Origin of the sequence: Streptomyces sp. SID486, from assembly GCF_009865385.1 — a bacterium.
Taxonomy (GTDB): Bacteria; Actinomycetota; Actinomycetes; order Streptomycetales; family Streptomycetaceae; genus Streptomyces.
This window is the reverse complement of the sequence record NZ_WWJT01000190.1, coordinates 1-25,673: the sequence shown is the minus strand read 5'-3', so window position 1 is coordinate 25,673 and position 25,673 is coordinate 1. Positions and strand designations below refer to the sequence as shown.

22 protein-coding genes and 1 pseudogene are annotated in these 25,673 nt (G+C 71.4%); 6 read left to right on the top strand and 17 right to left on the bottom strand.

Annotated elements, in window-relative coordinates:
* Positions 1-493 precede the first annotated feature (493 nt).
* The 3 genes from GT045_RS09380 to GT045_RS09370 are packed head-to-tail and all read left to right on the top strand — an operon-like array spanning position 494 to position 2,135.
* Complete coding sequence (locus GT045_RS09380; protein WP_161333881.1) at positions 494-706, top strand: hypothetical protein; 213 nt, start codon at positions 494-496, stop codon at positions 704-706.
* Positions 696-1,610 (top strand): YihY/virulence factor BrkB family protein, encoded by a 915-nt coding sequence (locus GT045_RS09375; protein ID WP_237538483.1) that lies wholly within the window; start codon positions 696-698, stop codon positions 1,608-1,610. Before GT045_RS09380 ends, GT045_RS09375 begins: the two co-directional genes overlap by 11 nt.
* A 12-nt stretch (positions 1,611-1,622) precedes the next feature.
* Positions 1,623-2,135: a GNAT family protein gene (locus tag GT045_RS09370; RefSeq protein WP_161294080.1), complete on the top strand. Its 513-nt coding sequence runs from the start codon at positions 1,623-1,625 to the stop codon at positions 2,133-2,135.
* A 72-nt stretch (positions 2,136-2,207) separates the two neighbouring features.
* Here the strand turns inward: GT045_RS09370 and GT045_RS09365 are convergent, their stop codons facing one another.
* From GT045_RS09365 to GT045_RS09295, 15 genes are all read right to left on the bottom strand, one after another.
* Positions 2,208-3,425 (bottom strand): FAD-dependent oxidoreductase, encoded by a 1,218-nt coding sequence (locus GT045_RS09365; protein WP_161333880.1) that lies wholly within the window; start codon positions 3,423-3,425, stop codon positions 2,208-2,210.
* Positions 3,422-4,831, bottom strand: a complete 1,410-nt coding sequence (locus tag GT045_RS40670; RefSeq protein ID WP_161333879.1) for an FAD-dependent oxidoreductase — start codon at positions 4,829-4,831, stop codon at positions 3,422-3,424. Before GT045_RS40670 ends, GT045_RS09365 begins: the two co-directional genes overlap by 4 nt.
* 4 nt (positions 4,832-4,835) lie before the next feature.
* Entirely contained in the window at positions 4,836-6,914 is a 2,079-nt protein-coding gene (locus tag GT045_RS09355) for a molybdopterin oxidoreductase family protein (protein ID WP_161333878.1), read from the bottom strand.
* Positions 6,907-8,280, bottom strand: a complete 1,374-nt coding sequence (locus GT045_RS09350) for an MFS transporter (RefSeq protein ID WP_161333877.1) — start codon at positions 8,278-8,280, stop codon at positions 6,907-6,909. Before GT045_RS09350 ends, GT045_RS09355 begins: the two co-directional genes overlap by 8 nt.
* Positions 8,281-8,405: 125 nt before the next feature.
* On the bottom strand, positions 8,406-8,945 hold the full coding sequence (gene ssuE / locus GT045_RS09345; protein ID WP_345942595.1) for an NADPH-dependent FMN reductase: 540 nt from the start codon (positions 8,943-8,945) through the stop codon (positions 8,406-8,408).
* 73 nt (positions 8,946-9,018) lie between these two features.
* A complete protein-coding gene (locus GT045_RS09340) occupies positions 9,019-9,879 on the bottom strand; it encodes a PAS domain-containing protein (RefSeq protein WP_161333876.1) in 861 nt (286 codons plus the stop codon).
* Positions 9,869-10,636, bottom strand: a complete 768-nt coding sequence (locus tag GT045_RS09335; RefSeq protein WP_161333875.1) for an alpha/beta fold hydrolase — start codon at positions 10,634-10,636, stop codon at positions 9,869-9,871. Before GT045_RS09335 ends, GT045_RS09340 begins: the two co-directional genes overlap by 11 nt.
* Positions 10,637-10,672: 36 nt before the next feature.
* On the bottom strand, positions 10,673-10,912 hold the full coding sequence (locus GT045_RS09330) for an acyl carrier protein (protein WP_161294093.1): 240 nt from the start codon (positions 10,910-10,912) through the stop codon (positions 10,673-10,675).
* Positions 10,909-11,484, bottom strand: coding sequence for a hypothetical protein (locus tag GT045_RS09325; RefSeq protein ID WP_161294095.1), 576 nt, complete (start codon positions 11,482-11,484; stop codon positions 10,909-10,911). Before GT045_RS09325 ends, GT045_RS09330 begins: the two co-directional genes overlap by 4 nt.
* Before the next feature lie 183 nt (positions 11,485-11,667).
* Complete coding sequence (locus tag GT045_RS09320; protein ID WP_161333874.1) at positions 11,668-12,867, bottom strand: acyl-CoA dehydrogenase family protein; 1,200 nt, start codon at positions 12,865-12,867, stop codon at positions 11,668-11,670.
* Positions 12,864-14,528: an amino acid adenylation domain-containing protein gene (locus GT045_RS09315; protein WP_161294098.1), complete on the bottom strand. Its 1,665-nt coding sequence runs from the start codon at positions 14,526-14,528 to the stop codon at positions 12,864-12,866. The genes GT045_RS09320 and GT045_RS09315 overlap by 4 nt, the downstream gene beginning before the upstream one ends.
* The gene (sbnB, locus tag GT045_RS09310) at positions 14,525-15,586 is read right to left on the bottom strand and encodes a 2,3-diaminopropionate biosynthesis protein SbnB (RefSeq protein ID WP_237538482.1); all 1,062 of its coding nucleotides are present in this window, start codon (positions 15,584-15,586) and stop codon (positions 14,525-14,527) included. Before sbnB ends, GT045_RS09315 begins: the two co-directional genes overlap by 4 nt.
* Complete coding sequence (sbnA, locus tag GT045_RS09305) at positions 15,583-16,554, bottom strand: 2,3-diaminopropionate biosynthesis protein SbnA (RefSeq protein ID WP_161333872.1); 972 nt, start codon at positions 16,552-16,554, stop codon at positions 15,583-15,585. The genes sbnB and sbnA overlap by 4 nt, the downstream gene beginning before the upstream one ends.
* Positions 16,555-17,313: 759 nt before the next feature.
* A complete protein-coding gene (locus tag GT045_RS09300) occupies positions 17,314-18,174 on the bottom strand; it encodes an AfsR/SARP family transcriptional regulator (protein ID WP_272926845.1) in 861 nt (286 codons plus the stop codon).
* A 662-nt stretch (positions 18,175-18,836) separates the two neighbouring features.
* Entirely contained in the window at positions 18,837-20,045 is a 1,209-nt protein-coding gene (locus GT045_RS09295; RefSeq protein ID WP_161333871.1) for an MFS transporter, read from the bottom strand.
* Positions 20,046-20,099: 54 nt separating this feature from the next.
* On the opposite strand from GT045_RS09295, the gene GT045_RS09290 reads away from it, so the two are divergent.
* Positions 20,100-20,840, top strand: coding sequence for a helix-turn-helix transcriptional regulator (locus tag GT045_RS09290; protein ID WP_161290129.1), 741 nt, complete (start codon positions 20,100-20,102; stop codon positions 20,838-20,840).
* Positions 20,841-20,927: 87 nt separating this feature from the next.
* On the opposite strand, the gene GT045_RS09285 is transcribed toward GT045_RS09290, so the two are convergent.
* Complete coding sequence (locus tag GT045_RS09285; RefSeq protein ID WP_161333870.1) at positions 20,928-21,899, bottom strand: zinc-binding dehydrogenase; 972 nt, start codon at positions 21,897-21,899, stop codon at positions 20,928-20,930.
* A 280-nt stretch (positions 21,900-22,179) separates the two neighbouring features.
* Here GT045_RS09285 and GT045_RS09280 point away from each other — a divergent pair, with 280 nt between their 5' ends.
* On the top strand, positions 22,180-23,343 hold the full coding sequence (locus GT045_RS09280) for a PP2C family protein-serine/threonine phosphatase (protein WP_345942594.1): 1,164 nt from the start codon (positions 22,180-22,182) through the stop codon (positions 23,341-23,343).
* Between the two features lie 334 nt (positions 23,344-23,677).
* On the opposite strand, the gene GT045_RS38825 is transcribed toward GT045_RS09280, so the two are convergent.
* Entirely contained in the window at positions 23,678-23,848 is a 171-nt protein-coding gene (locus GT045_RS38825; RefSeq protein WP_202527639.1) for a hypothetical protein, read from the bottom strand.
* Between the two features lie 592 nt (positions 23,849-24,440).
* Here GT045_RS38825 and GT045_RS09270 point away from each other — a divergent pair.
* Positions 24,441-25,673: pseudogene (locus GT045_RS09270) on the top strand (hypothetical protein); the annotation flags it as partial.

Genomic DNA, 25,673 nt, shown 5'->3' with positions numbered 1-25,673 from the left:
GGGACCGGCGGGCCACGGCCCGGACCCCGCGCGGCCGTCGCACGATGCGAGTCCGGCGACGAGCACCCCGACCGCGACCAGGCTCCCGGCCAGTGCGAGAACGAGCCGGCGACGAGTCTGCTTCGCCGTGCGTGGCCCGTGCCGCTGGTGACCCTGCTCATCGGACACGATCATCGGGTCATGCTACGAAGCGGCCCCCGGCCCGCACCGCAACGACGGCGACCGGCGTGTCCCGGCACCGCCGGAACAACCGACATGTCCTTTCCACGGCACGTCCCCGGCACCGCCGGAACAACCGACGCGTCCTTTCCACGGCATGTCCCCGGCACCGCCGGAACGACCGACATGTCCTTTCCACGGCGTGCACCCGGCACCGCCGGAACGACCGGCTTCCCCGGCACCGCTGCAAGGACCTGCTGGCGGCGCCCCGGCACTCCGCCCGCGCGATCCGGCCCGGAGGCACAGACCCGTGTTCGCAGGGAAGGTGAGAGGTGTGACCGAGTACCGTACGGCCTCCGACCGCGCCGCTTCGCCGGCGATCGACCTGATCCTGCTGTTCGGCGGGGTGTGGCCGGCATCCACCCGCACCCGGTCCGCCGGGGAGCTGCCCGCCCGGTGGAAAGCCGACCGGGCGATCGCTCCGAGCACCCTTCGTACGCGCAGGCGCCCCACCAGCCGCACCCACGGGATGTCGCATGTCCGCTGACCTGCAGAAGATCTCGGCCCGCCGGACGGGCCACGCCGACCGGACCTGGTGGGCCGCCCTGCGCCGAACCCCGGTGGCGATGTGGGACGACGACATCACCGACTACGCGGCTGCCCTGACCTACTACGCCATCCTGACCGTGCTGCCGACGCTGCTCGTCACCGTTCTCGCCTTCGGACTCATCAGTCCAGGCACCGCCGAGGAGTTCATCGCGCAGGTGACCCACTACGCCCCCGGCCAGTCGGGAGCCGAACTCCACGACCTGCTCGCCCGCGTGCTCACCCCGCACACCGCCACCCTGTCGATACTGGCAGCGGGCGCGGGCAGCGCCCTGTGGTCGGCCTGCAGCTACCTCGCCGTCTTCCGTCGTGCCCTGCACCGTATGCACCGCCTGCCCGACCAGCGCTCGCCCTGGCGCAAGGCCCACCGCATCCTGGCCACCGCGCTGGCGCTGCTCGCTCTCCTCGTCATGAGCGCCCTCCTGCTGCTGCTGAGTGGCCCGATCGCCCAGACGCTCGGCCGCCTGCTGCACCTGGGCGGCATCGTGCCCGCGATCTGGGACCTGGCCCGCTGGCCGCTGCTGCTGTGCCTGGTGGCCCTGCTCGTCGTCGTCGTCTTCCACACCGGGCCCGCCCCGGCACGTGGACGCCGTCACAGCCTGCCCGGCGGTGTCCTGGCCGCCGCCCTGTGGCTGACCGTCTCCGCCGGCTTCGCCCTCTACACCTCCCAGCTGAGCACCTACAGCCACCTGTACGGCTCCCTCGCCGGCATCGTCGTCTTCCTCATCTGGCTGTGGCTGTCCAACCTCGCCCTCCTGGCCGGCGCCCAGTTCACCGCCGAACTCCGCACCGCCACCGACCTCCGCACCGCCACCGGCGCGCGCGGCCGGAACCCCGTCCCGTAGTGTGCGCGGGTCATGACCGTGCTGCAGGGGGCCCTCGTCGTCATCCGCCCCACCCGCGCCGAGGACGTCCCCGCCCTGGCGCTCATCCGGGCCACCGACGAGGTACGCGCCCGCTGGAGGGGCGGAGACGATCTCGGGGCCGACATCGCCGCCGACCTCGAAGACCCCGACTGCAACTGTCTGACGGTCCACCACCAGCAGCGGATCGTCGGGATGATCCAGTGGTACTCCGAGGAGGAGCCCGACTACCGGCACGCCGGTATCGACATCTTCCTCGATCCGGCCGTGCACGGCAGCGGACTGGGCACCGACGCCGTACGCACACTGGCCCGCCACCTCGTCGACGATCACGGCTACCACCGCCTCGTCATCGACCCGGCCGCCGACAACGCCGCGGCGATCCGCTGCTACGAGAAGGTCGGGTTCCGGCCGGTCGGCATCATGCGGCAGTACGAGCGCGGCCAGGACGGCACCTGGCACGACGGCCTCCTGATGGATCTCCTGGCCACCGAACTGACACGGTGACACTTCCCGGCCGAGACGCCGGGACGGGACGGTGGTGGGTGTCGGAACCGTGAGCCGCGCCGGTCGGACCGGTTACGGGAGCGGCGGGTCGGGGAACAGCACGCGCTCCAGGTCGGGGGTCGGTGGCCGGCCGACCAGTGCGGCCAGGTCGGCCCGGGAGCCGGTCTCGCCCGCGAGGATGCCACCGAGCAGGGTTCCTGTGTCCGGGCGCAGGAAGACCTTGGCGTAACGGGACGTTCCTTCCCGGAACGTCATCTCCGCGGCGGTGCCCGCCTCCCCCGAAGTGCTTCCGAACGTCGCCACGTGGACGCCGAGCAGTTTCAGCTCGGTGGAGGTGTCCATGTCGCCGGGCGGCTCCGTGGGATGGCCGGTCAGCTGACGTGCCACGCTTTCCGCCATCCGGTAGCCGGGTGCGACCAGGCCGTGGCATCGACCGAGCAGGGCCGCGCACTCCCCCACCGCCCAGATGCGGTCGTCCGCGGTCCGGCAGAGGGCGTCGGTGAGGAATCCCCCGCGGTCGCCGAGCCGCAGGGCGGGGTCGATCGACAAGTCGTCCCGGGGGCGGACCCCGGCGGCGAAGACGACCAGTTCGGCGTCGAGCACGGTGCCGTCGCCGAGGGTGACGGACCGCACCGTGCCGTCCGCTCCGGCGTCCACGGACGCGACCGTGGTCCCGCAGTGCAGTCCCATGCCCAGGCGGGCGGCGCCGTCCCGCAGGACGTGGGCGGCCTCGGCGTCGAGCTGTGCCGGCATCAGGTGCGGCGCGGCCTCGACGAGGTGGGGCCGCATCCCCAGCAACTGCACGCCCTGTGCCGCCTCCAGTCCCAGGAGGCCACCGCCGACGACGACCGCGGGCCGCCCCGGCCGGACCGCGGCGCGTAGGGCGTCCGCGTCGTCCAGGGTCCGCTGGACGAAGCAGTTGCCGAGGTCGCGGCCGGGCACGGGCGGGACGAAGGGACGCGAGCCGGTGGCCAGCACCAGCGCGTCGTATCCGATCACGTCGCCGTCGGCCGTCCGTACCGTGCGGGCCCTGCGGTCGACATGGACGGCCGCCACTCCCGGGCGCACCTCGATCCGCGGATCGGTGAGGAACTCACGGCTGGCGAGGCTGAGTCGTGCCCGGCTGCGGCACCCCAGGTAGGCGGAGAGTCGCACGCGGTCGTAGGCCGGCTCCCCTTCCTCACCCAGTACGATCACCCGCCACCGCCGGGTCCGGTCCAGCGCGCGGAGCGTGTCCACGAGCCGGTGGCCGACCATGCCGTGTCCGATCACGATCAGGGTGGAGGTCATGGCGTCGGCTCCAGTTTCCGTTCCGCCGCGTCGGCCAGGTCCGCGCACAGCCGCTCCACCCGCGTCACGCAGCTGCCGCAGCCCGTGGTCGCGCGGGTGGCCCGGGCCAGCTCGGGCGCCGTCCGGGCGCCCAGCTCCCAGGCGTCGGCCAGTTGCCGCCGGGAGACGTGGTTGCACAGGCAGACCACGGCGTCGGCCGGGTCGGCAGCCGCCGCCGGGCCGGGCTGCGGCCGGATGCCCAGCAGGAGGCCCGGCCGGTCGGAGGGTACCGGCAGTCCGCGCCGGTACAGGTGACCGATGGTGGCGATCGCTTCCGGCAAGCCGAGCAGGACGGCGGCGGCGATGCGGTCGCCGTCCAGCGCCAGGCGGGCGTAGCGGCCGCCCGCCGGGTCGAACAGTCCGACGGTCCGGATGCCGTGCCGTCCGAACGCGGCGAGCGGACCGACGCAGGCGACGTCCACGGCATGGGTGCGCAGGCGCAGGATGGCGGGGGCGGGCGGGTGCGCCGTCGCACGGCCCGTCAGCACCGCGGCGAGCGTGTCCGCCTGTGCGAGCGCGGACTCGTGGCCGGCCACCGCCCGCCCCGCGTGCTCGGCGCAGTCCCCTATGGCGTGGACGCGGCTGTCGCTGGTGCGCAGCGCGTCGTCCACGACGATCCCGTGGTGCACCCTGATCCCGGCGGCACGGGCGAGGCCGACCTCGGGTTCCACGCCGGTGCACAGCACGAGACTGTCGGCCGCCGCCTCGGTGCCGTCGTCCAGCACCACGCGGCCCGGTTCACGTCGTACGACGGTGCGTCCGCCGAGGACGGTGACCCCGGCGGCCCGGAGCCGCTCGGTGAGCAGCCCCGCGCAGGTGTCACCGAGGCGGTCGTGCAGCGGGTGGGGGCCGGCGCAGACCAGCGTGGTCGCGGTGCCGCGCGCGGCCAGCGCGCTCGCCGTCTCGACTCCCAGCGGGCCGCCGCCGAGTACCACGGCACGCTCACCCCGGATCCGGTCGCAGTCGGCGGCCCGGCGCAGTGTGGTGACACCGGGCGGGAGCGTTCCGTCCCGGCCCATGGTGGTGGAGATGGCGGGGATCACGGGGCGGGCGCCCGTGGCCAGGACGAGGACGTCGTACGGGTGGGCGGTGACGGTGTCCCCGTGGCGGGCGTGCACGACGCGGGCCGCGGGGTCGATGGCGGTGGCGACCGCGCCGGTCAGCACACGGGCACCGGGTGCGGGAGCCGGGCGCAGCACGCGGGGGTCGAGCCGGCCCGCCAGTACCGTGGTCAGCAGCGGCCGGTTGGGGAGCGGGCGGTGTTCGGCCGACAGCACGGTGACGGTGCCCGAGTGGCCGTGGTGCCGCAGCCTGCGCAGCAGCTGGTGGGTGGCGGAGCCGTATCCGATGACGAGGACGTCGCTCACGTCGTCACTCCGGCAGGGGGTCGAGTCGGACGGCGCTGACCTTGAATTCGGGCATGCCGCTGCGCGGGTCCAGGGCGGGGTGGGTGAACAGGTTGGCGCGGCCGTCCCCGGTGAAGTGGAACGGGACGAACACGGTGTCCGGGCGGATGGTGGGATCGAGCCGGACCCGGGCGATCATGCCACCTCGTGGCGAGGTGACGCGAGCGAGCTCCTGGTCGGCCAGGCCGAAGCGGGCCGCCGTGTCCGGGTGGACCTCGACGAACGGCTCGGGTGCGGTCGCGGAGAGTTCCGTGACGCGCCGGGTCTGGGCGCCGGACTGGTAGTGGGCGAGGATGCGGCCGGTGGTGGCGTGGACCGGGTAGCGGGCGCTGGTGTCCTCGGCGGGGCCGTCGTGCTCGACGTCGGCGAAGCGGGCACGGCCGTCGGGGTGGGCGAACCGGTCCAGGAACAGCCGGGGGGTACCCGGGTGTTCGGTGTCCGGGCAGGGCCAGTGCAGGGCCTCCCCGGCGTCCAGGCGGTCGTAGGTGATGCCGGAGTAGTCCGCGCGCCCGCCCCGGGACGCGGCTCGCAGTTCCTCGAAGACCTCTCGTGGCTCGGTCGGATAGCGCTCGGCCGGTTCACCGAGTCGTACGGCGATGTCGTGGAGGACGTCCAGGTCGCTGCGGACCAGCGGAGGGGGGCTGAGCAGGGCGCGGCGGCGCAGGACTCGGCCTTCCAGGTTGGTCAGGGTGCCCTCCTCCTCGGCCCACTGGGTCACCGGGAGGACGACGTCCGCCATGCGCGCCGTCTCGGAGGGGACGAAGTCGGCCACGACCAGCAGGTCGAGCGCGGCCAGGCGTCCGGTGACGTGCGCGGAGTGGGGTGCGGAGACGACGGGGTTGGAGCCCACCACGAGCAGTGCCCGGGGCCCGTGGTCCTCGCCGAGCGCGTCGAGCAGTTCGTAGGCGCGTCTTCCGGGGCCGGGCAGCCGTCCGGGCGGTACCCCCCAGACGCCGGCGACGTGGGCGCGGTCCGCGGGATCGGTCAGCGAGCGGTAGCCGGGCAGCTGGTCGGACTTCTGCCCGTGCTCGCGTCCGCCCTGGCCGTTGCCCTGGCCGGTCAGGCAGCCGTACCCGCCGCGCGGGGTGCCGGGCAGGCCCAGGGCGAGCGCGAGGTTGATGAACGCGGCCGAGGTGGCCGTGCCCTGCCGGTGCTGCTCGACGCCGCGGCCGGTGAGGATGTAGGTGTCGGGGCTGTCGGCGAGCAGGTGGACGGCGGTGCGCTGTGTCTGCACGGGTACGCCGGTGACGGCCTCGACACGCTCGGGCCACCAGTCGGCGGCACGGCTCATCGCCGTCTCGAAGCCGCTGGTGCGTCGGCCGACGTACGCCTTGTCGACGAGTCCCTCGGTGGCGGCGAGGTGCAGCAGCCCGAGTGCGAGGGCGAGGTCGGTGCCGGGCGCGGGTTGCAGGTGCACGGTGGCGCGGCGGGCGGTGGCGCTGTACCGCGGGTCCACGGCGATCAGCCGGGCCTTGTCCAGGTGCTGCATGAGCGGGGGCATGGTCTCGGCGACGTTGGCTCCGGCGAGGAGCACCGTCCGTGCCCTGGCGAGATCCGTGACGGGGAAGGGCAGCCCGCGGTCCACGCCGAAGGCGTCGTTCCCGGCGGCGGCGGCGGAGGACATGCAGAACCGGCCGTTGTAGTCGATGTTGCTCGTGCCCAGTGCCAGGCGGGCGAACTTGCCGAGGAGGTACGCCTTCTCGTTGGTGAGGCCGCCGCCGCCGAAGACGGCCAGCGCGTCGGCTCCGTGCCGGGTCCGTATGCGGTCCAGGCCCTCCGCGACGGTGTCCAGCGCACTGTCCCAGGACGCGGTCAGGAGCCGGCCGTCGCGGCCTCGCACCCACGGTGTGCGCAGTCGGTCGGTGGCCGCGAGGACCTCGGGCGCGGTCCAGCCCTTGTGGCACAGCCGGCCGCGGTTGACCGGGAAGTCGGCGGGTTCGACCGTCACCGCCGCGGCGCGGTCGCCGGTGAGCCGGGTGCCGCACTGCAGGGCGCAGTAGGGGCAGTGCGTCTCGGTCGTCGGGGTGGGCGGCGGGCTAGGCACGGCTGGCCTCCCGTACGTCTCCGGGTGCGGTGGCGCGCGTCGGGGTCCGCCTGAGGTAGACGAACCGGATGATCAGGACGCACATGGCGTAGTAGCCGAGGAAGGTGAGGAAGGCGGGTGTCCCGGAGCCGGAGCCGTCCGCGTAGGACGCCTTGAACGCCAGGTTGATGGCCGCGCCGCCGAGTGCGCCGACGGCGCCGGCGACGGCGATGGCCGCACCGGACAGCCGGCGGGCCCGGGCGAAGGCTTGCGTGGCGTCGTGGCCGCTGGTCACCTCGTTCTCCGCTCGCCGTGCGAAGACGGCCGGGATCATCTTGTACGCGGAGCCGTTGCCGAGTCCGCTGAGCAGGAACAGGGCGCTGAATCCGGCCACGAACAGTCCGAAGGAGCCGGTGCGGGCCGCGATGATCAGCACCAGGGTGCCGGTGCCCATGGCGAGGAAGGTCCACAGGGTCACGCGTGCCCCGCCCAGCCGGTCGGCGAGCCGGCCGCCGACGGGCCGGGAGAGGGAGCCGAGGAGCGGCCCGAGGAAGGTGTACCCCATCGCCTGCACGGGTGAGGCGCCGAACTCGTTCTGCAGGACGAGTCCGAAGGCGAAACCGAAGCCGATGAAGGACCCGAACGTGCCGACGTAGAGCAGGGAGATCCACCAGGTGTCCGCGCGGCGCACGGCCTCGCGCTGGGCGCCGGGGACGGTGCGTACGGCGTCGACGTTGTCCATCAGCCGTGCCGCCAGGGCTGCCGCGAGGAGGATGAGCGGCAGGTAGACCGCCGCGACGTACTCCGGGTGGTCGCGCCCGGCGGTGTGGATCACGGCGAGGCCGAGCAGCTGGACCGCGGCGACGCCGAGGTTGCCGCCTCCGGCGTTGAGTCCCAGGGCCCAGCCCTGGTGACGCTGCGGGAAGAAGGCGGTGATGTTCGTCATGGACGAGGCGAAGTTCCCGCCGCCCACGCCGCCCAGGGCGCCGATGAGCAGGAACACCCACAGGGGTGTGCCGGGTTGCCGGATGAAGTAGAGGGCGAGCAGGGTGGGGACGAGCAGCAGGAGCAGCGCGAACACGGTCCAGTTGCGTCCGCCGAAGCGGGTGACCGCGTGGCTGTAGGGCAGGCGCAGCAGTGCACCCACGACGGTGGGGGTGGCCACCAGCAGGAACTTCTCACCGGGGTCGAAGGCCAGCCCGATCTCCGGGGTCATGAAGAGTACGAGGACGGACCACAGGGTCCATACCGAGAAGCTGATGTGCTCGCAGAGGATGGACAGGGCGAGGTTGCGCCGGGCCACCTGGTGACCGCTTCGACGCCAGGCGTCCTCGTCTTCGGGGTCCCAGCCGGTCAGCCAGGTGCCCTTGAGAATCTTCTCAGCCATGGTGTGAATACCTCGACTGCGCCGACGGGTCGGACGCAGACCTGGGTGACGTGGGACCGGGACGGCGGTGTCCGGGGCGGGGGCGGGGTGCCGTGGTGTCGGGGCGGCCGGGCTCGGCGGGCCCCTCAGAACGGGGCGACCAGGGCTTTGCGGAACTGTTCGATGACGTCGTCCAGCATTCCGGTGCTCTGGGACCGGATGTGCGGGCCGTCGTCGTCCCGGGTCATGTGCGTGTCGAGGAGGAAGAAGCTCTGTACGACATGCCGGGCGCCGAGCGAGTGGACCACGGGGCGCAGTGCGTAGTCGAGTACGAGCACGTGCGCGGTGCTGCCGCCGGTGGCCAGTGGTAGTACGACCTTGTGCGTGAAGCCGTGCTGGGGCAGCAGGTCGAGGAAGGTCTTCAGCAGTCCGGAGAAGCTCGCCTTGTACGTCGGTGTGGCCAACACGATGCCGTCGGCCCGGGCGACCTGGTCCAGGGCCGTGGCGATCCGCGGATGTGCGGTGTCCGCGCGGAGCAGCGGTTCGGCGGGGAGGGTTCGCACTTTCAGATGGCCGGCGTGCCATTCGTTCTCGGCCAGTCGACGCGCCACGTAGTCGCCGACGAGTTCGGTCTTGGATGTCGGGGAGGGGCTTCCCGAGATCACGAGCACCTTGGACACGGTCACCCCCAGGAAGGGTCGGGTCGGAGTGGTGCGGGAGGGAGCCCGGGACGGGTCCGGGCTCCCTCCCGCCGGGAGGTCAGGCCGGCCAGCCGAAGGCGCTGACGGTGTCGCGCTCGCGCTGCGGCTCCGGGTCGTTGAAGACGAAGCAGCGGGTGTTGGAGACGTGGCCCCCGGCCGCCTGTGCCGTCGAGAAGATCAGCACCGGCCTGGGGGCGCCGTCCCGGGTGACGAAGTTGGCGCGGAAGTTGATGATCGGTGAGTCTTCGTCCCAGCGGGAGAGGAAGTCGTCCAGCAGTCCCTGGTCCTCGTAGATCTTGCGGATGTGCTGGCCGACGTACTCGCCCGGCGTGGCGCTGTACTCGACGAGGGCGACATCGGTCGGGTTGGCGTGCATGACCTGGCCGTTGACTCCGATGAGGTGGATCGCGACCGGGGCCAGCTCGTAGAACTCGCGGAGCACCGACTCGTGTTCCTTGTTCGGCGTCAGGACGGGGGTGGCCCGCTCGTTGACCGCGCGGATCCACGCGGCGGCGTCGGACGTGGGGTTCTCGGTGCTGGTGTTGGACACCGGCAGCCGTTCCCCGAGCTCCGGGCGGCTGACCCAGTGGATGCGGCTCTGGTCACCCGCGCCGGCGACCACGGCGTTGACCGCGGAGAGATGGCTCTGCGTGCCGTCGGCGCTCTGGTAGGTGACGCGGACGTTCTCGAACCGGCCGTTCTCCTCGAGCTGCGCCAGCAGGCCCGGGAGGGCGTCCTCGCCGTCGGTCAGGATCCGTCCCCGGAGGTGGTCGGCCTCTCCGTGCATGAGGACGGACTGCGCCTTGTTGTGCAGCAGCACGGCACCGGAGCGGTCGGTGACCGTGATGCCGACCGAGCTGTTGCCGACGACGTCGATCAGCTGCTCGATGGTGGGCGCGCTCGGGTGATCAACCGTCATGGTCGACTCCTTCATGTGTGGGTCGGGTCGGGGTGTGCAGGGGGCCTCGGCAACGAGCCGCGAGGTCCGTGATGGTGGTGGCTACGGCGGCCCGGCCGGAGACGTAGTAGTCGTGTCCGCCGGGAAAGGTGAACGTTCCGAGGAGCGGGCCTGTGGTGAAGGAGGCCCACTGCGCCATGTCCGCGGGCCGGGCGAAGGGGTCGCTGTCGCCGCAGAACAGTGCGAGCGGTGCGCGGACCGTCCGCCGGGTGACGTGGTGTCCGCGCCGCATCCGCAGGTCCTGTGCCAGCCAGTTGGCTTCGTCGCCGGCGTCGCGGGCGCCGGCCGGCCGGCCGCGGTGCAGGGCCTCGAAGGCCGCGGCCACGGCGGTGCGCGGAGTGCTGCCGGGGTCCTGGGCGCCGGAGACGGACAGGCCCGCGATCGTGAACTGCGGGTGGGTTTCGAGCCTGACCGCGAGCTCGTAGGCGAGCAGGGCCCCGAGGCTGTGTCCGAACAGGTGCAGTCGCCGCCCGTACGGCAGCAGAGCGGTGAGGTCGCCCGCCCAGCGGTCCGCGGCGGCGGAGACGGACGAGGGCGCGGTGTCGTGCGCCAGCCGGCCTCGTCCGGGCAGTTCGCAGTGGAGAGCGGGCAGATTCTGCGGCAGATGTTCGCCCACCGGGAAGAACGGAGAGGCGACACTGCCGGCAGGCGGCAGGAAAACCACCGCATCGGTCGCACCGTGCAGTTTTCCCTGCACCACGACGGCCTGTTCATTCATCGTACCACCTCCCTCGCGTATTTCGACTTCCCGCGGCTATACGGTGAGGAAATTCTTTTCGATGTCCTTGAGGGTGCGGAAGGAATCGAGGTCGAAATCCGTCGACTGCATCATTTCCCCGCGCAGTTCCTCGACGAAGAGCACCAGTTCCACGAACTGCAGGGAATCGACGATCCGGGACTCGATGATGTCGGTCTCCGGGTCGAGGTCGCCCTCGGCGAGGTCGGGGTTGCGCCGCAGGATCCAGGAGCGCACGTCCTGCCAGGTCGCCGTCATCGCCGGGCGTCCGAGCCGGCGGGCTGTGTGGCGAAGGCGTTGAACGCCGCGACCCGGTCGGCCACCTCGGAGACGAGCGCCAGGTCGCCGGGGCTGATCGGTCCGCGCCGGTGGCCCTCACCGCGCAGCACGACCAGGTGCCCGCCGCGCACCCCCCGGTAGGCCAGGGGCAGGGCGACGGCCGACGTGGCCCGCCACTGGCTCAGCAGCGAGAGGTGACCCGGGTCGGACTTCTTCAGCAGACCCTCGTGCTCGCTGATCACGAGCTTGTCGGCACCGGCTTCGGCGAGGAGGCCCCGCACCGCCTCCAGCGCCGAGGAGTACTCGGTGGGTGACTGGACGACGAGCTGGGAGTGGGTGGCCGGCGCGCCCACGGAGACGGCGGAGGCGAGGAAAGGGACGCATGCCCTGGCCACCGCCGGCACGACCTCTTCGGGCTCCGCGGTCTGCTGGATGGTGGTGCTGATGTGCGCGAGGAACCCGAGGGATTCCTCGGCGCTCTTCCGTCCGGCTATGTAGCGCAGGGCAGCGCTCCAGTTCTCCGTCGAACCGGGCTGAGCGTTTTCAGGCATAAATGATCCTCTGCGGCGATGGGGGCGGAATGAATTTCAAGCTAGCAGTCGCCTCGCAGCCGGACAATGACTTTCCACATCCCCGTGACTCCGCACGGAAAAGGGGTCACCAAAGGGCGAGCGCAATTCGGGAAAGTGATCGGGCTGCTGGTGGGCCGAAAGCGGTACGGGGCCTCTTCGCGATCAGGCGAAACGGACCTCCGGGTCGAGCAGACACAGCTGTCCGTCGGCGAGGTGGAGCCGGTCGTTGCTGTAGTTGAGTGCCGCGGACCGCAGGTCACGCAGTGCCTTCTCCAGCCGGGTCGGTGAGTTCTGGAGATAGCCGTGCCGCAGACCGACGGCGTCGATGAGGTCCTCGACGGCGCGGTGGCACTCCTCGGCAGCGGTGATCTTCAGGCCGTTCAGCAGAAGCTGGCTGTTCGCGCCGGCGAGGTCGGCGCCGCCGGCCACGAGTGCCTCGGTGCGGCGCAGCAGGGCGTGGACCGTGTCGAGTCGCTGTCTCGCCCGGGATATCCGGGTCATCAGCAGCTGCGAGCCCAGGTCGAAGCTCTTGCGGCCGGCCGGGTCGCGCAGCAGCCGCAGGACACGGGACAGGGCTCCGGCCGCCGTGCCCAGCCACGCCGCCGACCAGCCGAGATGGGCGAGCGGGCCGAACACCGACTGGGCGATGCGGTGGAACGCGCCGTGTTCACCGATCACCTGGTGCCCGGGAACGGTGCCCTTGAGGGTCAGGGGAACGCTGTGACTGGCGCGCATGCCCATGGGGCACCACACACCGTCGCCCTCGACACGCAGCTGGTGCCGGTGGGCGTAGACCAGGGAGACATGGTGGTCGGCGGTCGCGTGCGGGCTGCGCATGGTGATGAGGAAGCCGTCCGCCACGGTGCCGCCCGTCACGATGGGGGCGGCGCGGTCGATCTCCAGGGTGTCGTCGGCCTCGCGCAGGGGGGCGTACGAGCGGAACAGGTGTCCGCCCTTGCCGGGCTCGGTGGTCACCGAGGCCAAGTACAGTTCCCCTGCGGCGAGTCGGGTGAGCAGTTCCTCGCGGAGCGGAGAGGCGGCGTACCGGATGACCGCCTCGGACTGCTGGCAGTGCATGGCGAGGATCATGGCCACGGACATGTCGGTACGGCCGAGGGTCATGGAGGCGTCGACGAGATCGGTGAGTGTGCCTCCGCAGCCGCCGTACTCGGCCGGCACGAGCAGCCCCAGCAGGCCCGTGCGGCGCATCTCGGCGAGAGCGTGCTCGGGGAAGACGGCGTCGCGGTCGGTCCGCTCCAGGTGTTCTTCGGCCACCCGGGCCACGGAGGCGACGCGCTCGGCTATGCCGGTCGCGGCCGCGGACGGCTCCGGTGAGGTGGTCTTCGTCGTCGCGGTCGTCATGATGCCTCATTCCGGTCGACAGCGAGCGAGCGGTGGTCGATCTTCCCGTTGTGCGTGAGGGGCAGCTTGTCCCATTCCCGCCAGCGCCGGGGCACCATCGCGGTCGGCAAGGCCGCGCTCAGCGCGTCCTGCAGCACCGATGAGGGCACCCGGCTCCGCAGGCTGTAGTGAGCGACGAGTTCGCCGTGCTCGGCCTCGCCGGAGACGACGACCGCGCACTGCTCCACGGCCGGGTGCCGGCTCAGCACGACCTCGATCTCGCCGAGTTCCATGCGGACACCTGCCACCTTGACCTGCCGGTCGCTGCGGCCGAGGTAGTACAGCAGTCCGTCGTCGACCCGCGCCAGGTCACCGGTCCGGTACAGGCGGCCGGTGGCGGAGTCCGGGTCGAAGGGGTCGTGGAAGAAGGCTCGGTCGGTGGTGGCGGGATCGTTGAGGTAGCCGAGGCCCACGCCCGTGCCGCCGACGAACAGTTCACCGCTCTCCCCCGGTTCCGCGGCTCGCCAGCGGGTGTGGTCCGTGTCCTGGACCAGGACGTACAGCGCGGTGTTGGCGACGGGGCGGCCCACGGGCAACCGGGGCCGGGCGAGGTCGGCGGGCGTCACCACGTGGTGTGTCACGTCGTCGGAGCACTCCGTGGGTCCGTAGGCGTTGACGAGGGACACGTGTGGCAGGGTGGGCGGCACGCCCTCGGCGACGGCCGGGTACAGCTCCTCTCCTGTGGACAGGAGCCACCGCAGTGCGGGGAGTCCGCCTCCGCCGGTGCGCGTCAGGTCGCTCACGAGCCATCCGATGACGGTGGGGACGAGTTCCACGACGGTGACGGCTGCGGTGTCGAGGGCGTCGATGAGCCAGCGCGGAAGCCGCATGGCGTCATCGCCGACCACGACCACGCGGCCACCGACGAGCAGCGGGCACAGCATCTGCCAGACGGAGATGTCGAAGACCAGCGGGGCGGTGAACGCGACCGCGTCGTCCGGCCCCAGTGCCAGGTCGGTCGCCTTGGCCCAGAGGTGGTTGAGCATGCCCTGGTGTTCGACCGTGGCGCCCTTGGGGCGTCCGGTGGTGCCCGACGTGAAGATCGTGTACCGGGCCTCGTGGGAACGGTCGCCGCTGGGTTCCAGGGGCGTGCCGCCCTCGCTCCCGGCCGGCACCGACAGCACCGTCGTCCTCGTCGCGGCGGCTGCCGCCCGCGCGGCGTGCGCGGTGGCGCCCTCGCCGCAGTAGTCCAGAAGCAGCCTGGCCCCGCTGCGGCCGAGCACGTCCCGGACCCTGATCTCCGGCCAGTTCGGGTCGAGCGGCAGATACGAAGCGCCCAGGGCCTCCAGGGCGAGGAAGACGGCCGGGGTCTCGGCGCTGCGCGCACCGGCCGCGGCGACGACGTCGCCGGCCCCCACTCCGGCGGCGCGCAGGGCGTCCCGGATGACCGAGACACGGCCGAGCAGGTCCCGGTAGCTCAGGGTCCGCTCGCCGTCGACGACGGCCGGCCGTTCGGGGGCCCGCTCGGCGTGGCCGATGACGTGGTCGAGCAGGGCGGTCGCGTTGTCGCAGGCGCACACGTGGTGCAGGGCGAGTTCCCGGGCCCGGGCCGCGGCGCCGGGAGTGAGCGGCAGTTCGGCCCGCACCGTCGCGGGGGTCGTCTCCGGTGGGACGGTCGTCATCGTCGTCCCCTCCCGGCCTGCGGGGCGCTGTGCCGGTCGAGGTCGTGGAAGAAGCCGTCGACCGGTGTCAGCCAGCCGTTCTCGAGGGCTCGGGCGTGCACGTGCTCACCTACCGTCAGGTCGAGGACGCCCAGTCCGAACGGGGAGAAGACCACCGTGCGGTCGGCCGGTGCCTTCACGGCGCCGGTGAGCACGTCGTACAGCGTGCCGTCCAGGAAGTCGCGTCCGCCGGTGTGCTGTTCGGCCAGGTGGACGGAGGTGTTCGCCTGGAGGACATGCTCGACGTCGTCCACCACGTTGCAGCTGTCGAGGATGACGTCCGTGCCGAGGTCGCGCAGCGAGACGTGCAGGACCAGCGGGTGGTGGGCGAACCAGGCCGGTCGGAGCAGGTGCGCCGTGGCCGCCGTGGTGGCGCAGACGATGACGTCACAGGAGCGGACCAGCTCCTCCGCCGAGTCCAGTACCCGGACCGGTGCGCCGTCGGGCCGCTGGTTCAGGTGGTCGGCGAAGGCGTGCGCGTACTCGGCCGACGTGTCGTGGACGGCGATCTCCTGGGGGGTCCGGTCCAGTGCGGAGAGGTAGGAGTGCACGTACCGCGCGATGAGGCCGGTGCCGAGATAGCCGACGCGCCGGGGCGCGGGCCGGTCGGCGCCGAGCGCGCGGGCCGCGACCGCGGCGGAGGCCGCCGTACGCACGGCGCTGATGATCGAGCTCTCCAGGCAGGCGTACGGGTAACCGGTGACGGGGTCGTTGAGGATCAGCACCGCGGAGGCACGGGGAATGCCACGGTCGAGGTTGGTGGGGAAGCTGGAGATCCATTTGATGCCGTCGACCGGCCGGCTGCCGCCGACGGACGCCGGCAGCGCGATGATGCGGGAGCTGGGCCGGTCGGGGAAGCGCAGGAAGTACGAGGGGGGATTGATCGTGCGGCCCTCGCCGTGCAGGCGGTAGGCGGCTTCGACGAGATCGATGACCTCTCGCTGCCGTCCGTCCAGCACCTGGTGCACACGGCTGCCGGGGATGACGCAGAACTGGGGGATGCTGGCCTGGTCGCTCAAGATGTCTCCAGAATCTTGTGCAGGTCGTCCTGACCGTAGTGATGGCTGACCCATGTGTCGTTGTAGATCGTGTTGAGGTAGCGCTCTCCGAGGTCCGGCGCGATGGCCACGGCCGTCTGCACCGTGCCGCGGTGCTGGGCGAACCACTGTGCGGCCGCGCTGATCACCGTTCCGGAGGAACCCCCGAGGAGGAGGCCGCAGGCGGCGAGCCTGCGGCAGGTGTGGATGGTGTCGACCTCATGGATCCGGATGACCTCGTCGACCAGGCCGGGGTCGATCAGCGGCATCGGCGCGCTGGCCCCGAGCCCGGGTATGTGCCGTGCCCCTGGAGTGCCGGCGAAGCTCACGGAGCCCACGCTGTCGACCGCGATGATGCGGGTTCCCGGCCGGTGTTCGCGGAAGTAGCGGGCACAGCCCATGAGGGTGCCGCCGGTCCCCGCTCCGACGAAGAGGACGTCGAGGTCGGGGAAGTCCTTGGCGATGACGGCGGCGGTGGTCTCGTAGTGCGCGATCCAGTTGGCTGGGTTCTCGTACTGGTTGAGCCACACGTGGTTCGGGTGCTGCGCGCAGCTGTTCCGGACGTAGTCCTTGCGGGCGGCCAGGAAGCCGCCGGAGGCGTCCGGTTCGTCCACGACGACGACCTCACCGCCGAGGGCCCGGATCAGCGCCGTGGTGGCCGGGTTGCAGTTGGGATCGGTGACGCAGATGAATCCGAGCCCCTTGGAAGCCGCGATCACGGCGAGCGCCACCCCGAGGTTCCCGGAGGACGACTCGATGAGGACGGAGTCCGGTCCGATCAGGCCGTCGCGCTGCGCGGCCTCGACCATCTGGGCGGCGGGCTGGATCTTGATCGAGCCCGCGAAGTTGAAGCCTTCGCACTTGAGGTGCAGCGGGAGCCCCAGGCTGGCCCGCAGATCGATGTAGACGTCGCTGTCGAGGAGTTCGTGCGCCGCGGTGATGACCGTCATGAGTTGTCTTCGCTTCCGTTCATCAGCGTGGACCGGCACCGATCCGCGCTGAGGGGGGTGGGGACCGACGGAGCGGGTGGTGCGGAAATGTTCCGGTGGTGATGGCTCGTGGTTCGGTTCCCCACCGACGACCCGAGGGCCGGCACCCCCGCCGAGATACGGACACGCCCCGCCGACCTGCGCCGATTGCGGCGAAGTCGCGTCGGCCCGGTCGGACGTCCCCTCCAGCCGGCCATGTGCGTCCCTTCGAACGGATGAGACCCGGTCGGCGAGAACCGGGCGAGAGCGTGCTCCGGCCGCGCGAGTGCTGCGGCGGCGGGGTGCGCGAGGGGGCCTTGCCCCTGCACATTCACAGTGACATCGGCCTGTCGAGACTGATGACGAGAAACACTCAAGATCCTGGTGGCATCGCCCGCCACGCTGGTCGCGCGACCGTCCGGGGCGCCATGCCGGGGCGGTGTCGGACCGCCATGCCGGGGCGGTGTCGGACCGCCGGCCGGCCGCGCGATTTCCCCCCGGCGCCGCGCTCCGGCCCGTTATCGCCGCTTGGCAGCACTTCGGCCCCGCCGGCCAAGTCGGCGGGGCCGAAACAGTGCAGCCCGAATCAACCGGTGATGTCCCCGGCGGGCCGGTCCTTCGGGATCTCCGGTGATCGCGTCCGTACCGCGATCCGGATGTCTGCGATCAGGAGCCGCCCAGCACCGGCGGAATGCGCGCGCAGGCCGACGAGCGGGCGATCAACCCGTATACCGGATCGCTTCAGTTGACGGACAGTGAAGCGTGCGCCACCGTATGCGAGTTCAGGATTTTCCGCTGGAGTTCGTGCAACGGGTAGCCCGGCTCGATTCCGATCTCCTCTATCAGGCGGGAGCGCAGACGGACGAACACCTCCAGTGCCGCGGCACGGCGTCCGTTCAGCGCGAGGGCACGCATGTACTGGGCGTGCAGTCCCTCGTGAAATGGGTGTTCGCTGGTCAGTGAGGCGAGTTCGGCGATCACCCGCTGGTGCGCACCGGCCTCTATCCGGGCGTCGATCAGTGCTTCGATCGTGTCCAGTCGGCACTCGTCCAACATCAGACGGCGTGCCTCCAGAACCGCGCCGGTGGGTACGTCCGAGAGGACGCTGCCGCGCCACATACCCAGCGCTTTCTCGAGTTCCCTGATCCCGGTGTCGCTGTCGCCGGCCCGCAGGCTCGCACGGCCGTGGTCGGCCGACTGCAGGAAGTCGACCCAGTCGAACCGCAGTCCGCGACTGCGCAGGCTGTAGCCGTTGTCCTGGGTGACCAGCACCTGGTCCGCGATGTCCGCCGACGTCAGGCCGACGGCCTTGGCCAGCAGTTTGCGCACGTTGAGGATGTACGTCTGGAGGGTCCGCGCGGCGGTCACCGGCGGGTCCTCGGACCAGAGTTCGCGGGTCAGCACGGAGACCGGCACGGCCTGGTCCGGGTGCATGGCCAGCATGGCCAGAACCGTGCGTATTTTGGGAGCCACACTGACGGGTTCATCCACTTCGTCGGATTTCAGCCGCAAGGGGCCCAGAAGTCCGAGCCGCGCCCGGACCGGCTCCCACGTGCCATCCACCTTGGCCGAGGCATCGTACAGTTGACCTGCCGCACACATGCTGACACGCATACTTCCCCCTAGGTCGTCTACCGTCCGTCCTGGCAAACCGGCGGCATATGCGCCACGGTTGCAGCGACAACATACGTACCGAATATCTGCCGTAACCAGATGGAAATCAAGACGCCTGGCTGTTTCTCATCTGTGACCAACCGGCCGGGGAAGCACAGAGTAGGCACTGTGCGGGCAGGGAAAAGTGATGGCTCCGGCCACTTCGTGTCGACCTGGAGCCGTCAAAGCGCGTCCGTTTTCGTCTCACCTGGAAATCAGGGAAAGTTCGCGCATAGTTTTGTCTCACCTGGGAGGTGACGGAAGTTCTCACATTCCGAGATCTCCCGGTGTGATCATTTTGATGTTTGAACGGGGACCGAGGCGAATCGGTTAAGCCCCCCGCCATTCACGGCTCTCGTCGAGTACCGTCGGACTGAAGGGCGGTGAGGGCGGTTACTTCACCCTGACAGAGCATCACAATGGCACTGCAGTCACATTTGCAGTACTCGACCTCGCCGCGCGAGGTCGAGTGGGCGGACAGCAGACGCCACCTCGGTTCGTCGACCGGGGCCGTGCAGCCCCAGGCGCGCAACGGGCACCCCTCCCCCCGGTGCGCCGGCCCCGGCGGGTCACCGGCGCCGCCGTCCGGGCGGGTACGGGTTCTCGGTTCGTCAGCGGGAACCGGGCTGGGCGGGAGAGTGTACGACATCGGCGTCTTCCCCCTTCGGCGCCGCGTCCGGTGACGACGGCACGGCGGGTTCGGGCAGCGTACGGAACAACAGCCAGCTGAGTACGGGCATGAGGATGAGCGGGGCCAGGGCGGTCTGCAGCGAGGTCTTGTCGGCGACAGTGCCGATGAGCGGGCTGACCAGGCCGCCCACGCTCACCGTGAGGCCGAGCGTGATGCCGCTGGCGGTCCCGACCCGGGAGGGCAGGTAGTCCTGGCCGAGCGTGACTTGCAGTGAGAACGGGATGTACAGCCCGGCCGATGTCAGCACGACGAACAGGTAGAGCGCGGGGCCGGGTACGAACACCAGGCCGGCGACCGATCCGGCGGTCAGCAGGTAGGACCACCGGGAAACGGTCACCCGGTCCCAACGGCCGGCCAGTGAACCGCCCAGCACGCTGCCCACCGCACCCCCGATGTACAGCAGGAAGAGTGCGGCCGTGCCCGCGGCCTTGCTGCCGTCCATCCGCTGGGCCGTGTACAACGAGATGAACGTGCTCAGGCCGATGAAGACGATGGAGCGGCACACCACGGCCAGCGACAGCCGTATGAACGAGGAGGTGTCGTCCCCGGCTTCCACCGTCTTGCCGGCGGCACCGGTCTGTCGTGCCCCCAGCGCCCGCAGCACGGGCAGGCACACCGCCGTGCCGATGACGGCCGGAACCACGAGCAGCGGCGTGAGGCGCAGCCCTCCGGTGGCGACCACGGCTGCCACCATGACCGGAGCCAGCGCGAAACCGAGATTGCCGCCCAGGGAGAACCACGCCATCGCGCTGTGACTGCCTCGGCTGGCGAGCCGGGCCACCCGGGCGGACTCCGGATGGTAGGCGGCCACGCCAACCCCCGACACCGCGACCACCGCCAGCGTCAGGGTGTAGGAGTCACCCACTCCGCTCAGCGCGATGCCGACGCCTCCCAGCAGGGTGCTGAGGGGCAGGAGCCACGGCATGGCCCAGCGGTCGGTCAGCACACCGAACACCGGTTGCGCCACCGACGAGAGCACGGAGGCCGCGAGCACGATGCCCGACACGGCGGCGTAGCTGTAGGCGCGCTCGGCGACGAAGTACGGCACGAGCGAGGCCACGGCCCCCTGGTAGATGTCGACGCACGCATGGCCGATGGACAGCAGTGTGATCGAGGAGTTTCTTCGCACCTCGTCATCGTCTGCGCTCCCCACCAGGTCGCGCTTCCGATAATCTGCCAGACAATGACTGAAGTCCGCCACGAACCCATAGCTCCCACCCGCACCCAACGGCTCGCGTCCGGTGCGGAGATCGACGCCCACCGGCACGACGAGCACCAGATCGTGTACGCGGGCCGGGGCCTGCTGTCCGTCACCACCAGCGCGGGTTCCTGGGTCGCTCCGGCGACCCGCGCCATCTGGGTCCCGGCCGGTACCGTCCACGCCCACCAGGCGCACGGCGATCTCGAACTGCACCTGGTGGGCCTGCCGGCGTGGGAGAACCCGCTGCGCCTGGACGCCCCCACCGTGCTCGCGGTGAGCCCGCTGCTGCGCGAGCTGATCATCGCCTACACCGGCACCGACGACGACGGCGCTCCGGAGATGACGCGGCTGCGCGCGGTGCTCCTCGACCAGCTGCGGATCTCGGTGCAGCAGCCCCTGCATCTGCCCACACCGAACAACCCTGTGCTGCGCAGGGTCTGCGACCTCCTGCACGACGACCCGTCGGACAGCCGCACGCTGTCGGAACTCGGGCGGGAAGTCGGAGCGAGCGACCGTACGCTCTCCCGGCTCTTCAGCAACGACCTCGGCATGACGTTCCCCCAGTGGCGGACCCAGCTGCGGCTCCACCACTCGCTCGTCCTGCTGGCCGAGAAGACGCCGGTGACCAAGGTCGCCAACCGGTGCGGGTGGTCGTCCACCAGCGCCTTCATCGACGTGTTCCGCCGTGCGTTCGGCCATACGCCGGGGACGCACTCCCGCTGACGGCCACCGACGCTCTCCGGCCTCTTCCGCTGCGACGCCGGGACCAGCCGTCCCCCCGCTGACCGTATGCCGGGGGCGGCCGGGGTCTCAGGGTTCCAGCACCACCTTGCCGACCGTGCCGCGCCGCTCCAGGGCGCGGTGCGCGGCGGCGGCCTCCGCGAGCGGGAAGCGGGTGACCGCCGGGCGCAGCCGGCCCCGGACGACCTCGTCGAGCGCACGCAGCTCCAACGCGCGCAAGCCACCGGCCTTCTGCAACATCGCCGGACCCAGGACGGACTGCGAGACGCCCTCGACGAAGTAGCCCCGGCCCATACCGATGCCCTCTGCGGACCAGCCGAAGACCAGGTGCCGGCCACCGGGTCCGAGCAGGGCGACGGTCTCCCGGGCGACGGTGCCCCCGACGCCGTCGTAGACGATCGTGGCCGCCCGCCCCCCGAGGTACGCGCGGACCGCGTCCGGCCAGTCGGGGGCGGTGTAGTCGACGGCGAGATCGGCACCGTTCGCCCGCACCCGGGCGGTCTTCTCGGGACCGCCCGCCAGCCCGACCACCAGCGCCCCGGCGTTCTTGGCGTACTGCACCAGCAGCGTCCCGATGCCGCCGGCCGCGGCCGGGACGATCACCACGTCCCGTGGGCCCGGCTCAGCGAACTGGACGATGCCCAGGGCCGTGCGCCCGGTGCCGATCGCGGCGACGGCCGCGGCGAAGTCCAGGCCCTCCGGCAGCCCGTGCAAGCGTTCGGCCTCGGTGACGGCGAGCTCGGCGTAGCCGCCGGGCGCCATGCCCAGATGGGCGACCACCCGCCGGCCGAGCCAGCTGCCGTCCACATCGGCACCGACCGCGTCCACCACTCCAGCGACCTCCCGACCGGGCACCGTCGGCAGGCTGGGCAGCTCGGGCAGTGGTCCTTGGTGACCTTCGCGAACGGCGGCGTCGAGCAGGTGCACCCCTGCGGCGGCTACGGCGATCCGCGCCTGCCCGGGGCCCGGCACCGGGTCGGCGACCTCCTCGTGGACCAGATTCTCGGCCGGACCGAAGGCGTGCAGACGGACGGCGTGCATGGGACCCCCAAGGAGAGACGGCTCGGTACTGCGGTTATCCGCGCCAGCGAGCCTCCTACCTCAAGTGCACTTGAGGTCAAGAACGGCCTGGCCCGACGGCACAGGACTGCCGCCCACACGGAGTCACACCCCTCCGGGCGACGGCGTCCGCGGAAGCGGCCCGCGGCGAGCGGGCATGTGGAGGGAGCAGGCCCCGTTCTCGCGGCGGCGGTCGGGTGCGTCAGGCGACCCCGGCGCCTCCGGTGGTCAGACGGGCCCCCCAGGGCGCACTGTGGAACACGTGGATGTCCGGAAGGGCTGGACCAGTGTGCGGCAGCCCTGGCAGTCCAGCCGTGCGCTGCTGTCGATCCCGGTCGTGCTCATCGTGGTGATCACGGTGGTTGACCAGGTGGTCCCGGCTGACATCCATCTCGGCCCGCTTCTGGTCATCGCTCCCGCGATCACCGCTTCCTTCGCCGGACCGCGGCTGACCGGCCTGATCGGATTCCTGACCGTGTCGGCCCAGACGTACATCGGGTGGCACTTCGGCGTGCTGTTCTCACGCAACGTGCTGGTGCAGATCCTCGCCCTCGCCGTGATGTCGGCGATGATCGTCTCCTTCTGCGCCGTGCGCGAGCAGAGCCAGCGCCAGATGGCTCAGGTGCGGTCGGTCGCCGAGGCCGCCCAGCACGTACTGCTGTGGCCGCTGCCGGAGCGGATCGGCCCGGTACGGATCGCCTGCCTGTACCTGGCCGCCGAGGAAGAGGCGCAGATGGGCGGTGACCTGTACGCGGCGACCCGCATCATGAGCGGCGTACGCATCATGATCGGGGATGTACGGGGCAAGGGTCTGTCGGCGATCGGCGAGGCGGCCCTTCTGCTCGGCGCCTTCCGGGAGGCCGCCTACCGGCACACCGCACTGCCCGACCTGGCCGCGGCCCTGGAAGAGAGCGTGACCCGCTACCTGGCCGACTTCGAGCCGATCGAGGAGACGGGTGAGCGCTTCGCCACCGCGCTGCTGCTCGAACTCCCCGACGACGGTCACCTCGCCCGCATGATCAGCTGCGGGCACCCTCCGCCGCTGCTGCTCGGGCCCGACAGCGACCTCGTCGTCCCCAGCCTGCACCCCGCGCCACCGCTGGGGATCGGCGGGACGGGACCGGAGTCGTACGTGATCGACGAGGTTCCCTTCGAGCCCGGTGACATTCTGGTGCTCTACACCGACGGCGTCATCGAAGCCCGTGACGGCGACGGCGGCTTCTACCCCTTCGAGGCACGGGCCGCCCGGTGGAACGGTGCCGGCCCGGAATCGCTGTTGCACCACATCCGGCGCGACCTCCTCGCCCACGCAGGCGGACGCCTGGACGACGACGCGGCTGTGGTCACGGTCCGCCGTGAACCCGACATCCACCAGGGCCGCCATGGCCACATCCTCCACGCGAGCCGATTCGGACACGGCAGCTGAGGGCGGTCGGTCAACCGAGAGGGTGGCCGTGTGTGCCTCCCGTCAGGGAAGAGGGACGCATGCGATCGTGCGTGCGCGCCCTTGGCGGCGGTTCAGGGGGGCGAGGTGATCGCTCGGGTGGCGGTCGTGATCGCCGGGGTGGGGTGGCCGGGGAGGTGTGCCACGAGCCTCCGGCGGATCTCGGGGGGGCGGCCGGGGTGGTGTGCCACGGGCATCCGGCGGATCCCCGGGGGCGCCGTCGACGCGCAGCAGGCTCACCCCGGGCGGCAGCACGGGTGAGAGCTGGACGGCACCGCCGTCACGCCGAAGCCACCGGCGACCAGTTGGAGCTTCGTCAGCCGGTCACGCGCGGAACGGACGACGCGCGGCCGTCCGGGCAGGCCGGCCGGACGCCGAGCAGCGACCCGGAGTTCGATGACGGAGTCGCGATCCACACGGCGTCGACCAGTTCGCCGACGTGCACGGCGGAGCGTCCGGCGAACTCTCCGGTCGAGGGCGCAGCCACGACCAGTCGGGTGTGACGGTCTTCCGGGGACCGCGACGTGTTCGTGGTGCGACTCGGCCTCCCGCAGCGGGGTCTGCAGGTCCCTGATGCTCCAGTCCTTGACGCGGGCGAAGCAGTGCTCGACAAGGCCCGGCACGTCCGTCGCAGTGGCGCTGGGTGCGTGGGCGCCGTGGGCTCGGTCCGGGACCCGCGAGCGCGATGGCGCCGAGGCCCAGCACAAGGGCTGAGGTCAACCGCCCTGCGGCTGCCTTCGAGCAGCGATCACCGCCATGAGGACCTCCCGGGAGTATCACGCGCATCACATACATGAAGGCGCCGTAATCAGTTCGTTGAAGCGAAGTAAAGCACATGTAAGATCCAGGCAAATACGCCCCCGTGTCACCGGCGGCGCCATGCCGCGCCGTTGACGACACGTCTGCCGTCAACGGCGCCTCCGGGGCGGGCTGCACCACGGGCACTTCTCGGTCATTTCCCTACGGGCATCTGAGATCGGTGTCGCGTGGGCGCGCCATTGATCGACGAAGGACTGTCAGTGAATCAACCATCACGCTCCGCAGGACTGGGGCGACGTCACACCCTTCCCAGAAGTGGGGTGTCCACAAGACCGGGCCGCCGTGCCGTCTGCTCGGCGACCCTGTCCGCCGCTCTGGCAGCGGGGTTGCTCGGGGCCACCCCTGCCGTTGCCGCCGAGGATCCCTACGCCCCGGCCTACCGCAGCCAGGTCGTCGAGATCTGGGAGGCCGGAGGCACCGGCATCAAGGAGGCGGCCGAACAGGCTCTGCTGGGTTCGGACGAGGACATCCAGCAGTTCCTCACCGATATGCCCACCATCCAGCAGATAGACGACCGAGTGGACGTCTCGCGTGTGGTGAACGCGGGCGGCCCGGGCGTGCGGGAGGCCGCGAAGAAGGCACTCGCAGGCGGTCCGGTCGACATCGAGGCCTTCTTGGACGAGGGCTGGAAGGCTCCGCACGAGCAGGATCTGCGGGTGGAGGCCAGCAAGGTCGTGAACTTCGGCGGTCCGGGCGTCCAGGACGCGGGCAGGCAGGCCCTCCTGGGCACGGCGGAGGACGTCAAGCAGTTCCTGGACGTCGGTCAGTTCAAGGCCCAGCAGACGGACGACCGGGTCGAGGTCACCAAGCTCTACAACACCGGCGGGGCCAACGTGAAGGCCGCCGCCAAGCTGGCGTTGCAGGGCTCCCCGGACGACATCGTCGAGTTCCTGGAGGTCGGCCAGTTCGTCGCGCGCAACCGCGACCAGGAATACGCCACGATCGCCCAGTTGACGAAGCAGGCTGAGGCTGCGGGCAAGCAGGCCGAGGCGGCCACCGACAAGGCCGAGGAGGCGTCGGGCAAGGCCATCGCCGCCGCCGCGCTCGCCGAGGACGCCGCCGAACGGGCCGCGAAGGAGACCGAGGCCGCCAAGAACGACGCCGGCCGGGCCACGGTCAAGGCCCGCCAGGCAGCCGACGCCGCCCGCGCCGCCGCCGAAGCCGCCCAGCAGGCCATCGGCGCGGCCAACGCCGCCAACCGCTCCGCCCGGCGCGCCGCGCTGGCCGCGGCGCAGACCGCGAACGCGGCGGCTGCCGCCGCGGAGGCCGCGAGCCGCGCCTCGAACGCCGCCTACGCCGCCAGCAAGGACAAGACCAAGGCACAGGCCGCCCTCGACCGGGCCGCCGAGGCGCGCAAGGCGGGCGAGCTGGCCAAGCGGTCGGCCAAGGCGGCCGAGCAGGCGGGCAAGGCGTCCCTCGCCGCCGCCGACGCCGCAGCCGCCTCCCGCAGCGCCACCGGCAACGCCAACAAGGCCGCCGCCGCGGCCGACCAG